Genomic DNA, 12,747 nt, shown 5'->3' on the forward strand with positions numbered 1-12,747 from the left:
ACCGACCTGGGAAAACCCGAGAACGATCTTCCCATCGTCCGAGCCGCTGCCAGAACCGGCACCGTCATCGCCGCCACACGCCGTCACGGTGACGGCGGCCAGCAGGCCGACGGCCACCGCCGCGGACAATCTCCTGAGCATCGCATCCTCCTGCCACGAAACTGGTGCGCACTCCGCTAGGTGAGCGTTAACATAGACAACCGTGACGCGCCTCGTCGGGAGAACGAGGAGCGTCGTGCTGCTGGCCGTATCCAGGTCTGCGAGACCCACACGCCAGGGGAGATTGACGTGGGCCGCGGGAGTGGCCTGTGTCACCCTCCGCGAACGAGAATGTTACCGTTCTCTACTCACGCGTCAAGAGATGATCCCGATCTGTTGCCGATGCGTTGCCACCGGGAAGGACTAACGCACGCGGCCTCTGAGCGCTAACTTGTGATCGGTAACAACTGGGTCTCAGGGGGCGATGTGGCAGCGAAGCGATCGGCGGCCGACGACGGGCAGGCCGCCAAGGCCGAGGGCACGGTGCCGCCCCAGCCCCGCGGCTCCGTCATGCGAGACGTGGCCCGGCTCGCGGGCGTCTCGCACCAGACCGTGTCCCGCGTGCTCAACGAGCACCCCAACGTGCGCCAGGAGACCCGGCGCCGGGTCCTCGAGGCGATGCAGGCGCTCAACTACCGGCGCAACCTCGCCGCCCGCACCCTCGTCACCCGCCGCTCCGGCACCCTCGGCGTCATCGGCTTCGAGACCACGCTCTTCGGCCCGGCCTCGATGCTCTACGGGATCGAGGACGCGGCCCGCACCGCCGGCTACTTCGTCACCGTGGCCTCGATCCGCACCCTGGAACGCCCCTCGGTGCTCGAAGCCGTCGACCGACTGTGCCAACAGTCAGTGGAGGGCATCATCGCGATCGCCCCCAAGTCCGCCGTCACCAACGCCCTCGTCCAGGTGCCCTCCGGCCTGGCCAGCGTCGGCGTGGGCGGCGGCGCCGACGACGACGCCGTGCCCACCGTGCGCATCGACAACGCCGCCGGCGCCCGCCTGGCCACCCAACACCTGCTCGACCTGGGACACTCCACAGTGCACCACGTGGCGGGCCCGCCCGACTGGCCGGAGGCCCGCGAACGCGTCGAGGGCTGGCGCGGCACCCTCTACGCTGCCGGCGCGCGGGTCCCGCCGGTCGAGCCCGGCTCGTGGAGCGCCCAGTCCGGCTACGAGCAGGGCCAGGCACTCGCCCGCGACCCCGAGGTGACCGCCATCTTCTGCGGCAACGACCAGATCGCGCTCGGGGTGCTCCGCGCCCTCCAGGAGGCCGGCCGCCGCGTCCCGCACGACGTCAGCGTCGTCGGCTTCGACGACATGCCCGACTCCGGCTACTTCCTGCCCCCACTGACCACGATCCACCAGGACTTCGCCGAGCTCGGCCGCCGCAGCCTCGCCGTCCTGCTCGACCAGATCACCCGGCCCGCCGCCAGCGCCCCCGACCACGTCCTCCTCTCACCCGAGCTCGTCCTCCGCGCCAGCACCTCGTCCCCGGCCGCGTGACGGCTCACCGACATCCGCCCGCGCCACCCGCGGACCGCGTGCGGGGGATCCTGGGGTGCCCGCCGGGCCCGCGGTTGAAGCCCGCGGCGGGGCCGCGGCTCGACCGCCGCTGCCTATGGTTGTGACCGGGCGACCGCCCTCCGGGTGGACGCCCATCTGCCGGTCAACGCGAGCGGTGCGCCGAGCACGCAGAACAGCGCGCCGATGACGAACATCGAACCCGTGTAGCCGGGCACCATCAGCGGGGCGACCAGGCCGGTCAAGGCACCGACCTGCAAGAGGGTGGTGAAAAGGCCCGCGCCGGCGCCGAGGCCGCCGCGCAGGACGCTGCCGAGGTGCACGACCCCGACGCTTTGTACTCCCGCGGCGAACGCGCCGTAGATCGCCTGGGAAACGAGCAGGAATACAACTCCGCCGCCGATCGCGAGCATGCCGAACGACATGACTCCGACGGCACAGACAACTGCGAGGGTGGTGGGACTGCCGAGCCTCTCTGTCAAGCGCCCCAACACCGGCAGGATGGGCAGTTCGGCGACGACGGCAGCGAGCAGGAGGATCGAGACCCATTCCGGCGACAGTCCACGATGGACGACGTAGAGCGGCAGATAGACGAGGCGTAAGGTGTCCGCCGCGACGAGAGCGAGTACGGCGATCGTGGCGGTCAGCGCCACCCTTCGTGACACCGACTCTGCCGCCGGTGCCGCTGGCTCGGTAGTGGCGGAACGACGCGGCGAGCGGATGAGCCAGCTCGCGGCCAAGTTGCAGAACGCGAGAACGACGGCCAGTGCCAGACCGTCGACCGGTACGCCGAGCTCCGGCGCTGATTGAGCCAGCGCGGCCAGACACAGACCGATGACATAGCCGATCACGAACGTGCTGCGCATCGAGCTCGCCAGCCGGGAGTCATTTTGCGATGACGCGGTGCTCGCCGTCGCGACGAGCAGCGGGAAGATCAGCGTCATGGCGGCGAGTAGCGGGCTGAATATCAAGGCCGCCAGCGGGTCCGTCGCCCAACCGACACCTAGCAGTCCGACAATTCCGCACGCAATGGCGAGGGCCAAACTCCACCACGGGATGCCTCGTTTGCGCAGAAGAGGCCCAACGCTGAGATTGAGCACTCCCGCGGTGGCGGAGCCGATGGCGAAAAAGAAAGCTATCGTGCTTTTCTCAAAACCTTTGTCGGCGAGTGCCAGCGGCAGGGTCAAGACCATCGTGGCATAGAAGGCTGCGTTGGTCAATACCCCCAAACGCACACCTATCCACCACCGGCGATGCGACCGTCCGGCTTCTCGCGCCATGGCTTGCTCCTTCGGCCTGGCATTGGTCAACTTCTTTGCCTAGGTGACCCGACCATGGTAGATCATCAATGTTGTTCGCGGTGTTTCCCCTTGACTTCATCGACCGCTTGGGTCAAGCTGAGGTGGCTGATCGCCTGATTGAAACCGACTGTTGCGGTCCGGGTGATCATCGGTGGCTAACGGAGTTGGCACGGAGGGGCACGACTCGTTGCGCATCGTCTTCATTCGCCATGGGGAAACAGACCACAACGCTGGCATGGTGATCACCTCGGGATCGCCCGGCGGTCAGCTTACACAGCAAGGTGTAGGACAGATACGACGGGCTGCGGAGCTGCTGAGCGGGAGCAATCCGACGTCGATTTATTCAAGTCCCTTGTTGCGAGCGGCACAAAGTGCGGAAATCATCGCCGAAAGACTCGGCATACCCGTCGTCCAGGACAACCGGTTGCGTGAATGTGACGTCGGGGACCTGGAGGGGCGTTCCGACGAGGCCAGTTTCGCGCGATTCAGCCTCGCGCTCGAGCGATGGTTCATCCACGGTGATCTGGATTTCGAGTTGGGGCCCGGAGGCGAGTCGGGCCAGCATGCGCTCGAACGGTTCCGCATGGTGGTCACACGCATTTTGGAGAGTCAGCCCGCCGACGCCACTGTTGTCGTCGTGAGCCATCAGACGCTGTTGCAACTGGCGCTGACTTACATGTCGGAAAACCTTGTCCCGGCGTTCGGGCACCGCCGGTGGATGGCTAACGGTGGCGCGAGCCTCTTCGATGTGACGCCCGAGCGGACAGTCTGCGTCGAATGGGACGGGCGTGCGGTGGCCGAGCTTCTTGCCGAGCTGTAGCCGGGTGACGTCGTGACGCCGGAGCGGTGACTCCGGCTAGTAGGGAGATGTAGCGGATGGGTGCGCTGAAGATCGGAATGATGGTCTCGGGCCGAGGCGTCGCGCTACGGATGGCGCTGCGGGCATGTGGAGTCGAGCCCTCGCCGGGATCAGTCGTCGCCGTTGCCGCCAACATGCCGTGCCCGGCGTTGCAGGTGGCTCGAGACGCGGGCATCGCGCACGTGGGCCTCTTCGAGATCGACAAGTATGGCACGCGTTCGGTGCGGGACGCCGCAATAGCGGAGTTTTTCCTCGCGGCCGGGGCCAACTTCGTGTTCACCGCGGGCTACATGGACGTCGTCGATGCCACGCTTGTGGACCGCTTCCCGAATCGTGTACTGAGCATCTATCCGTCACTGCTGCCCGCCTATGCCGAGGAGCCCGACACGATCGGCGCCCCCTTGCGGGACGGCGTCAAGCTTATCGGCGTCAGCTTCCATCTGCGCCGGGCATTGTCCGGAGCCGGCGGTCCGATCATCGCTCAATGTGCGATTCCGGTCGACGTGGACGACACGGTGGCGACGGTCGATCCGAAGGTGGCGGAAGTGGAGGACCGCCTACTTCCGGGAATTCTCCAGGCCTTCGCAGAAGACCGAGTCGTCATCGAAGGAAATAGGGCGCGGATCTGGCCGCGGTCAGACGAGGCCAGCCCGTCCGGCGCCGATTTCGTTCGCAGCCGGGCTGTCTGACAAGAGGGTTGTCATGCCATTCAGGCCCCGCCTGCGACGTGACGGGGATGACGCGAGCCGCACCCTGCCGTGGCTGCTTGGTCGCGAGTTGAGGGAATGCGTGGTGGATCTCGCCCGGGTCAGGGCCGTGTCGTCGCGTCGACAGTTTCCGCGTATCGCCGCCCACCTCCTTCTGTATCACGGTGCCTTTCTCGGTCTGCCGTTCGCGTCAAGCCGTGCTACCACCGTAGGAACAGGCGTCAACGGGCGAGACCTCCGACTGGCCATTCGTCGAAACGCCAGCGACTGGCACGTGTACCGCGAGATCTTCCTCGAAAATGCGCTACAGGACGTGACCGGAGAATGGCTGGGTCGGGCCGAAACGGTCGTCGATTTCGGCTCGAACATCGGCTTGGCGAGCGTTTATCTGTCCTGCTGGGCGACGGACGCACGGTTCTACTGCGTCGACCCGGCGGCGGAAAACAACGCCGTAGCCGCAAGGAACTTCGCGGCGAACGGGATCGAAGCGGTTGTAGAGCAGCTGGCCATATCGGATCGAGACGGTCGAATCCCGTTCTATCCAAATCGCTGGTGGGCGTCGAGTTCGACGGTCAAGTCGGTAGTGGACGCTCGGACCGGCCGGGCCGCGCGCTTCGAGAGCGCCCTGGTCTTGCCGCCGGTCGAGGTCGAGTCCATCACCGTCAGCTCCTTCATCCGCCGACACGGACTGAGGTCGATCGATCTGATGAAGATAGACGTAGAGGGTGCTGAACAGCAGATCATGCAGGGCGACACAGGCTGGTTGGACATCGTGGACACGGTCGTCGTGGAGATCCACCGCAAGTACATCGACGCGGGGCCGGTGATCTCGGCGTTCGGCCGCCATGGCATGCGTAGGCGCCAGACGAACGGCCACCTCAGTCTGTTCCGGCGCTAGGACGTCGTGCTGAAGGGAAGACTCATGAGGGTCTGTGTTGTCGCCCCGGCACTGCCTCCCGCCGTCGGTGGAGCCGAGGTGATCGCCGAGTCCGTCATCGGCGTGCTGCTCGCCCGTGGCATCGAGGTAGATGTCGTCTGCGGCGCGGCCGACGCGGCGGTACGGGCCGCCGTCACCGGCGCGGGTGGCCGTTTCGTCGCGGTCGGCCGCGACGTCCCGGCTGATTCCATCGCCTGGGAGTTCGACACGTTCGCGCGGGCGCACGTTCTTTGGCAGCACATCCGGCAGCGCCGGCCGGATCTTGTGCACGTGTTCTCGCACGACGCGGCCGTGTCGGCGTCCATCGCCCAACCGCCTGTGCCGGTGATCGGCACGTTCAACGAGATGGCGACCGAGTCGGGCGGGTTCGGCGAGGCCCGGTCCACGTTCGTCTACTCGCTTCCGCTCACGCTGGTCACGGTTTCCTCCGACTTCTATGCCCGCGCCGCGTTGCGGCACGGCTACCCGGCAGAGCGCGTTCGCCGCGTGGTCACCGGCGTCGACGTGCAATGGCTTCGCCAAGGCTCGGCCGAGCGCGGCAGGGCGATACTCGGCCTGTCGTCGACCGACGGTCCGGTCGTCTTGTGCCCCAGCCGGTTCACCCCGCGCAAGGGCCAGCTCGACCTCATCGCCGCCGTGGCGATAATGGGTCCGGCCCGCCCGTTGGTGGTCCTGGCCGGCTCGGCACACTCCGGCTCGGTCGAGTATTCACAACGGATCCGGGAACGGATCGCGGAACTAGGTCTGGCCGAGGCCGTGCGGATCGTCGAGGAGATAGCCCACCGCGACATGGCCGACGTCTACGCGGCTTGTCACCTCGTCGTCCAGCCGAGCTACGCCGAAGGGCTTGGGCTGTCCGCGCTGGAAGCGATGGCGGCCGAGCGGCCACTTGTCGCCACCACGGTTTCCGGCTTCGACAGCTTTCTCGTACATGACCGCAACGCGCTCCTGGTAAGGCCGGGCGAGCCCGCCGCACTGGGACAAAGGATCTCCGAGCTGCTGACCGACGACCAGCTGGCGCGGCGGCTGGTGACCCGAGCGGCCAAGGACGTCTCGGACTTCGACATAGGCAGGACGGCGAACGAGGTAATCGGGGTATACGAGGAGGCACTCGCCGGCACGGTGGGAAGGCCGGGTGGAGGCGCGTGAGGCTACGGGCTGTTCTGTTCGATATCGGCTGCGTCATCATCCATCCCCAGGAACGCCATTTCCGGCAAGCGACGCTCCGCGGCCGCGGGTACCCGCTGCCGCCGGGCGTCGCGCTGAAGGCATTGGCGGAGACGGTCTGGACCGGCGCCAAGGAGCCCCACCCGTCGGCGTTCTGGGCGGGTGACGACAAGGCACGGTCCTGGGCGCGCCACGCTGGTCTGCCCCCCGACGACGGCCCGGCCATCTGGCGAGTCCTGGAGCGGATGGACACCGACGACGATCCACTGTGGTCCGTTCTCGACGAACACGCCGTGCCGACGTTGACCGCGATACGGCGGGCGGGTTTGCTCGTGGGTGCGGTGAGCAACGGCGACGGACAACTCCATCGGGACCTGGCCCGGCACGGGATCGCGTCCTTCTTCGACACGGTCCTCGACTCGCGACTCGAAGGCGTGGCCAAGCCGGATCGAAAGATCTTCGCGCGGGCGGCCGCACGGCTGGGTGTTCCGCTCGAGTCGTGTGTCTTCGTCGGCGACGACCCACACAGCGACGTGGCCGCCAGTCTGGCGGCGGGCGTGAGGTCCGCCATCCTTTTCGATCGGTACGCGCTTCGCCCGGTCAGCTGGCACGGGCCGACCGCCGCCTCGCTGACCGAGGTCGCGTCACACATCGAGGCGCACATCGGTCACCCGGGAAGGGACCGAGACTCGAATGGGGCGTGAACCGAGCTGGCAGGAGCCGGGTGAACGAGAATGGCGGCTACCGCCATACCGGTGGCGGACCGCGATCGGCGCGTCGATCGCGGAGATTCCCCGTCCCCTCCGGCACGCCGCACTGTGGGTGAGCAACGCGAGGACCCGAAGGTTGCTGGGGCGCGTCGACGATCTGAGACTAGCTTTGGGCTCGGGTAGCACAGTGCCTGACGGCTGGTACGGCCTCGACCTTCGGCGCCGCGGCCCGCGGGTACGGCGAGCCGATCTCCTGCTGGGGATACCCGCCGCGACCGGCACCGTGGCGGCGGTGCTGGCCGAGCATTTTTTCGAACACCTCTATCTCGACGACGTGCCGGGCATGCTCGCCGAGTGCCGTCGCGTGCTCCGCGCGGGCGGAGTCATCCGCGTCGTGTCGCCGGACGCCAGGCAGGTGGCGCGGCTGCTCCAGCTCGGCCCCGCAGCCGAGAGCGATCCGATGGTGGTGGCGGATTCGGTCGTACACCGGTGGAACGACGACGGCTTCCGGTGGGCCCGCTACATCAACCGGATGTCGCACCAATGGGGCCAGCATCGTAGCCTGCTCACGCCCGACATGGTGATCCGGATGTTGTCGGCGGCCGGCTTCGACGGCATCGAGGCGCTGCCCGCCGACAAGACGCGCTATTTCATGGGCTGCGTGCCGGATGTCCACCCGATCAGGTTTCCTGACGAGGTGCCCGAGGCCAATTTCGCTGTCGAAGCCCAGGCTCCCTGATCCTCTCGAGGCGGAAATCATGACAATAACGTCCCGCAGGCACTGGCACGCGGTCCCTGGAGAATCATGAGCGTCGTACTCGTAACGGGGTCGGGCGGATTGATCGGCTCTGAGGCGGCACGTCATTTCGCGGGGATCGGCCTCGACGTGTTGGGCATAGACAACGACATGCGCGCTCGGTTCTACGGCGGTGAGGCGTCTACCGCGAACAACGTCAGGCGCCTCATGCAGGACCTGGGTGCCGCGTATCACCACGAGCATATGGACATCCGAGATCGGGAAGGTATTTCTCGCCTATTCGGCCGATACCGGCGCGACATTGTGTTGGTAGTTCACGCCGCGGCACAGCCGTCGCACGACTGGGCGGCAAGCGACCCGTTCACCGATTTCGATATCAACGCCACGGGTACGCTCAATCTGTTGCAGAACGTCCGTGAGCAGTGTGCCGACGCTCCGTTCATTCATTGCTCCACCAACAAGGTCTATGGCGACCGGCCCAACTCGCTGCCGTTCGTCGAGCTGGACACCAGATGGGAACTCGAACCGAGTAACCCGTACTACGAAGGCGTCACCGAGGACATGCCGATCGACGGCTGCCTACACTCGATCTTCGGTGCCTCCAAGCTCGCCGCCGACATCATGGTGCAGGAATACGGTCGCTACTTCGGTCTCAAAACCGCCTGCTTTCGGGCCGGGACCCTGACCGGGCCGGCACACGCCGCAACGGAACTGCACGGATTCCTCGCGTATGTGATGCGTTGCGCCATGGAGCGGCGGACGTACAACCTGTACGGCTACCACGGAAAACAGGTTCGCGACGCGATACACGCGCACGACGTGGTGGCGGCTTTCGAGGCATTCTTCCGCCGTCCACGCAGCGGCGAGGTCTACAACCTGGGCGGCGGCCGGCACGCCAACGTTTCCAATCTGGAGGCGATCGCGCTGGCAGAGAAGATCTCCGGAAACGAGATGCGGGTAACCTACCATGAGCAAAATCGAATCGGTGACCATATATGGTGGGTCAGCAGCATGGCCAAATGGAGGTCACACTATCCGTCCTGGTCCCCGACGTACGACGTGCCGGCCACGCTTGTAGAGATATACGAGGAGAATATGGGCAACTGGAAACCGACAAGATGACCGCGATCGCCTGCATCGGGTTGTCGACGTCGAGCGGCAAGACTCGAACCAAGCTTCTTGTCAAGTCTTGCAACGACCGAACGAGACACTTATAGTCAGAGATGGCTGTAAATGTAAGGGCACGGGGGTGCGTCGCTCACCTCCGTGTCGCCGTCGCCAAACTTATTCGACTCCGCCGCGGCATGTTCTCTTCCGCTTCGGGGAGGATCGTCGCCAAGGTTTGGTCAACGCGTCCGACGTCCATGCGGATGGTGGAATTTTATGCAGGTCAGTGATCCGACGTATCGTGCCGCCGTCGAGGGCGCTGCCGCCGAACGCGATCGCCAACCCACCGTCGATGTCGTGCCGCAGGTCGTGATGGTCGCCGGCGGCATGGGCACGAGGCTCTCCGCGAAACTCCCGCCCGGGACCCCCAAGATCCTCGCCGGCGTGCAGGGTCGTCCGTTCCTGGCCTACGTGCTGGCACTGCTGGCGACGCAGGGCGTCCGGCGGTTACACATGTGCCTGGGCGTGGGCGCCGACGCGGTCCTCGACGCGGTCGAGCGACACCGCCCACCCGACCTGTGTGTCACGTCCACTGTGGAAGTGGAGCCACTCGGGACCGCCGGTTGCCTTCGTGCCGCCGCCGCGATGGTCGAGGAGGAGTTCATTCTCCTGCTGGGCGACACCTACACCCCTGTCGATCTGCGCGAGCTGGTACGGCGGCATCGGGCCATCGGGACGGAAGCCAGCATGGCGGTGCTGCACAACCGGGACTGGTTGGTGCCGAGTAACGTCGCGGTCGCCGGGGACCGCGTGACGGTGTACGACAAGCAGGCAGGTCCTGGGGTCTTCGCATACATCGACTACGGCATCGCGATCATGCGGCGTTCCGTCATCGTGCGGATCCCTCACCTGTTCCCGGTGGATCTCGACGTCCTGTTTCAATCGATGATCGACAGTCGGGACCTTGGCGCGGTGCCGGTTGACCACAGGTTCTACGAGATCGGCTCGCCGGAAGGCTATGCCGAGTTCATCCGACTGGTCAGCACCGGCACGCTGCCGCGGCTCACCCCGCCGGCGTCGCGTTCGCCGGGTCCGCCGAGCCCCCGGGACACGCCGTACCGGAGGCCGACCAAACGCCGGCTGGACAGCAGGACCGTCTTCAGGAGCGACTGGATGTCCGTGCGCGAGGACTCGATCCAGCTCGATGACGGGTCGGTCTCGAATTTCGCCGTGGTCTCCCGCGCTGACTTCGTCGTCGTCGTGTGCGAGTTTCCCGACGGGCGCCTGCTGATGACCGAGCAGTATCGGTACGCCATCGGGCGCTGGAGCCTGGAGTTCCCACAAGGGGCGCAAGGTCGCGACGAAGACGTCGTCGACGCGGCGCTGCGCGAGCTTCGCGAGGAAACCGGATGGATCGGCGCCGAGGCGCGGCTGCTACCCGGACGGTTTCACGAGGCGGGCGACTGGGCGAGTCACGGCTTCTCTCTGGTACAGGTCGTGCCGGCGCACCGGAAACAGGCGACGCCCGACGCGAGTGAGGCCGGCCTGCGGACGCGCCTCGTTTCCCGGCGCGACCTGTCCGCCCACATACGGTCCGGGTTGCTCAGCGACGCGCCGACCCTTGCGGCGCTGGCCGTGACCTTCGACCTCACCCAGACGCGGTCCACCACGGGGGAGGAAGTCCGGTGACGGTACTGGTGACCGGCGCCGCCGGTTTCGTGGGCGCACATGTCACTCGGGCCTTGCACGCGGACGGACACGATGTCGTCGCCAGCGATCTCGCGCCCGACCCATGGCGATTGACGGATCTGTTGGACTCGCCGCGGCTGCGCTACGTGACCGGTGATCTGGCCCGCACGCTGCCCGAGGTCATGCCCGGCGTCCAGGAGGTCTGGCACTTCGCGGCGAACGCCGACATACCGCTGGGCGCCAGGGACACATCGGTCGACATCCGTGAGTCGATCCTTCTCACCCAACGTGTTCTCGACTCCATGCGCGACCATGCGACGCCGCTGATCGTGTTTCCGTCGACGAGTGGCGTGTACGGCGACAACGGGGCGCCGGTGGCGCGCGAGAGCGACGGCCCGCTGTTGCCGTGTTCGCTGTACGCCGCCGGAAAGCTCGCGTGTGAGGGGCTCATCTCGGCCTACGCGCATACGTTCGGACTGCGTGGCCGGATCTTCCGGCTCGGCAACGTGGTCGGCGGAGGCATGGGGCGCGGGATCATCCGTGACTTCGTCACCAAACTCTCCGACAACCCAGACGAGCTCCACGTGCTTGGCGATGGCCGGCAGCGAAAGAGCTATGTGCTCGTCGACGACGTGGTCGCCGGCATGAGGTGGATAAGGGACCGGCCGGCCCGCGACGATCTGGTCGACGTCGTCAACCTCGCCGCCGGCGGCAGCCTCGACGTCGCGGGCGTGGCGGCCGCTGTCGCCGCCGCCATGGAGCTGCCGGCGCCGCGTATCGTCCCGACGGACGCACCGCTTTCCTGGGCGGGCGACCAACCCGTGGTCGAACTCGACATCGAGCGAGCGCTGTCGACGGGTTGGGCCCCTGGGCACAGCGCCGCCGAGGCGGTCCGGATCGCGGCCGCCCGCATCCTCACGTCCCGCGGCGTCAAGCCATGACAGGCGACAAGGGCCTCGTAGTGGCCAGTACCCCGCTGCGGCTCACCCTCGGCGGGGGCGGGACCGACCTACCTTTCTACGCGGAGCGGTTCGGCGGTGACATGATCACGGCGGCCGTCTCGCTACCGGTAACCGTCGTCGCCCGCCGCGGGCGCGTCGACGGGCTGTTCCGCTACAGCTACGAGCGGACGGACGTGGCCCGGTCGCCGGACGGTCTGGGACACCCGCACGTGTCCGAGGCGCTGAAAGCGGTCGGGATCCTGGAGCCGACCGAGATCGTGTCGCTCGGTCCGGTGCCCTCCGGCACCGGTCTGGGCAGCTCGGGTGCCTTCACGGTGAGCACATTGGCGGCGCTGTACGAACTGGCCGGGCGGCAACCAAGCCGGATGGAACTGGCCGAGCACGCCTTCCAGCTGGAAAACGAGCGGCTCGGGCGACCGGTCGGACGGCAGGACCACTACGCCTGCGCGCTGGGCGGGATGCGACGGCTGATCATCAGCTCGAGGGGTGAGGTGCGGGCGCCCGAGCTGGACATCGCACCGGACGTGCTCGAGGCCCTCGACCGGAGGTTGCACCTGTTCTACACCGGCCAACGGCGCGACAGCGCCGGGTCGCTTCACGCACCACCCACGCAGGCCGGTCTGCGGGCGCGGATAGAGGCCCTCCATCAGATCCGTGAGTTGGGTGCCCGGACCCGTGTCGCCTTGGAGTCCGGACGGCTGGACGACATCCCGGTGCTGATGTCCGAGCACTGGGAGCTCAAGCGCGTGCGGGACAAGGACGGTCGGTGGGACGAGTACCTGGACGTGGCCCGCCGAAACGGTGCCAAGGCTGGCAAGATCGTTGGCGCCGGTGGCGGTGGCTTCCTTCTGGTGTATGCCGATCCTGATTCGGCGCCCGCACTCGCGAACGCGCTCGCGAATCATGGTTTGCGCCACGTCCCGTTCCATTTCGAGTCGCAGGGCACGACGGTCGTTCGACCGTCGGCCCTGTCGTGGTAGCTACGAGGAAG

12 protein-coding genes are annotated in these 12,747 nt (G+C 66.9%); 11 read left to right on the top strand and 1 reads right to left on the bottom strand.

Annotated features, from left to right (window positions below):
* Nucleotides 1–549 precede the first annotated feature (549 nt).
* Nucleotides 550–1,542 (top strand): LacI family DNA-binding transcriptional regulator, encoded by a 993-nt coding sequence (locus tag AC5L36_RS41370; protein WP_441216856.1) that lies wholly within the window; start codon nucleotides 550–552, stop codon nucleotides 1,540–1,542.
* 113 nt (nucleotides 1,543–1,655) lie between these two features.
* On the opposite strand, the gene AC5L36_RS41375 is transcribed toward AC5L36_RS41370, so the two are convergent.
* Entirely contained in the window at nucleotides 1,656–2,840 is a 1,185-nt protein-coding gene (locus tag AC5L36_RS41375) for an MFS transporter (RefSeq protein WP_441216838.1), read from the bottom strand.
* A 208-nt stretch (nucleotides 2,841–3,048) separates the two neighbouring features.
* On the opposite strand from AC5L36_RS41375, the gene AC5L36_RS41380 reads away from it, so the two are divergent.
* The 10 genes from AC5L36_RS41380 (at nucleotide 3,049) to AC5L36_RS41425 (ending at nucleotide 12,736) form a co-directional block, all read left to right on the top strand.
* Nucleotides 3,049–3,681: a histidine phosphatase family protein gene (locus AC5L36_RS41380; protein WP_441216837.1), complete on the top strand. Its 633-nt coding sequence runs from the start codon at nucleotides 3,049–3,051 to the stop codon at nucleotides 3,679–3,681.
* Between the two features lie 56 nt (nucleotides 3,682–3,737).
* Nucleotides 3,738–4,409: a phosphoribosylglycinamide formyltransferase gene (purN, locus tag AC5L36_RS41385; RefSeq protein WP_441216836.1), complete on the top strand. Its 672-nt coding sequence runs from the start codon at nucleotides 3,738–3,740 to the stop codon at nucleotides 4,407–4,409.
* A 103-nt stretch (nucleotides 4,410–4,512) separates the two neighbouring features.
* Nucleotides 4,513–5,325 (top strand): FkbM family methyltransferase, encoded by an 813-nt coding sequence (locus AC5L36_RS41390; RefSeq protein ID WP_441216835.1) that lies wholly within the window; start codon nucleotides 4,513–4,515, stop codon nucleotides 5,323–5,325.
* A 24-nt stretch (nucleotides 5,326–5,349) separates the two neighbouring features.
* Nucleotides 5,350–6,513, top strand: a complete 1,164-nt coding sequence (locus AC5L36_RS41395) for a glycosyltransferase family 4 protein (protein ID WP_441216834.1) — start codon at nucleotides 5,350–5,352, stop codon at nucleotides 6,511–6,513.
* Nucleotides 6,510–7,235 carry an HAD family hydrolase gene (locus tag AC5L36_RS41400; RefSeq protein WP_441216833.1) on the top strand — a complete coding sequence of 242 codons (726 nt, stop codon included), beginning with the start codon at nucleotides 6,510–6,512 and terminating at the stop codon, nucleotides 7,233–7,235. The genes AC5L36_RS41395 and AC5L36_RS41400 overlap by 4 nt, the downstream gene beginning before the upstream one ends.
* Nucleotides 7,225–7,980 carry a class I SAM-dependent methyltransferase gene (locus AC5L36_RS41405; RefSeq protein ID WP_441216832.1) on the top strand — a complete coding sequence of 252 codons (756 nt, stop codon included), beginning with the start codon at nucleotides 7,225–7,227 and terminating at the stop codon, nucleotides 7,978–7,980. Before AC5L36_RS41400 ends, AC5L36_RS41405 begins: the two co-directional genes overlap by 11 nt.
* 66 nt (nucleotides 7,981–8,046) lie before the next feature.
* Nucleotides 8,047–9,120, top strand: a complete 1,074-nt coding sequence (locus tag AC5L36_RS41410) for an NAD-dependent epimerase/dehydratase family protein (protein WP_441216831.1) — start codon at nucleotides 8,047–8,049, stop codon at nucleotides 9,118–9,120.
* Between the two features lie 261 nt (nucleotides 9,121–9,381).
* Nucleotides 9,382–10,794: an NUDIX domain-containing protein gene (locus tag AC5L36_RS41415; protein ID WP_441216830.1), complete on the top strand. Its 1,413-nt coding sequence runs from the start codon at nucleotides 9,382–9,384 to the stop codon at nucleotides 10,792–10,794.
* Between the two features lie 8 nt (nucleotides 10,795–10,802).
* The gene (locus AC5L36_RS41420) at nucleotides 10,803–11,735 is read left to right on the top strand and encodes an NAD-dependent epimerase/dehydratase family protein (protein ID WP_441216829.1); all 933 of its coding nucleotides are present in this window, start codon (nucleotides 10,803–10,805) and stop codon (nucleotides 11,733–11,735) included.
* A complete protein-coding gene (locus AC5L36_RS41425; protein WP_441216828.1) occupies nucleotides 11,732–12,736 on the top strand; it encodes a GHMP family kinase ATP-binding protein in 1,005 nt (334 codons plus the stop codon). Before AC5L36_RS41420 ends, AC5L36_RS41425 begins: the two co-directional genes overlap by 4 nt.
* Nucleotides 12,737–12,747 lie beyond the last annotated feature (11 nt).

It is taken from the genome of Phytohabitans sp. LZ39, from assembly GCF_059359075.1.

Excerpts from the sequence above, each read along its gene's own strand:
- AC5L36_RS41375 (WP_441216838.1), bottom strand. The coding sequence starts at position 2,840 with ATGGCGCGAGAAGCCGGACGGTCGCATCGCCGGTGGTGGATAGGTGTG.
- AC5L36_RS41425 (WP_441216828.1), top strand. The coding sequence starts at position 11,732 with ATGACAGGCGACAAGGGCCTCGTAGTGGCCAGTACCCCGCTGCGGCTC.
- AC5L36_RS41370 (WP_441216856.1), top strand. The coding sequence starts at position 550 with ATGCGAGACGTGGCCCGGCTCGCGGGCGTCTCGCACCAGACCGTGTCC.
- purN (WP_441216836.1), top strand. The coding sequence starts at position 3,738 with ATGGGTGCGCTGAAGATCGGAATGATGGTCTCGGGCCGAGGCGTCGCG.
- AC5L36_RS41405 (WP_441216832.1), top strand. The coding sequence starts at position 7,225 with ATGGGGCGTGAACCGAGCTGGCAGGAGCCGGGTGAACGAGAATGGCGG.
- AC5L36_RS41395 (WP_441216834.1), top strand. The coding sequence starts at position 5,350 with ATGAGGGTCTGTGTTGTCGCCCCGGCACTGCCTCCCGCCGTCGGTGGA.
- AC5L36_RS41410 (WP_441216831.1), top strand. The coding sequence starts at position 8,047 with ATGAGCGTCGTACTCGTAACGGGGTCGGGCGGATTGATCGGCTCTGAG.
- AC5L36_RS41415 (WP_441216830.1), top strand. The coding sequence starts at position 9,382 with ATGCAGGTCAGTGATCCGACGTATCGTGCCGCCGTCGAGGGCGCTGCC.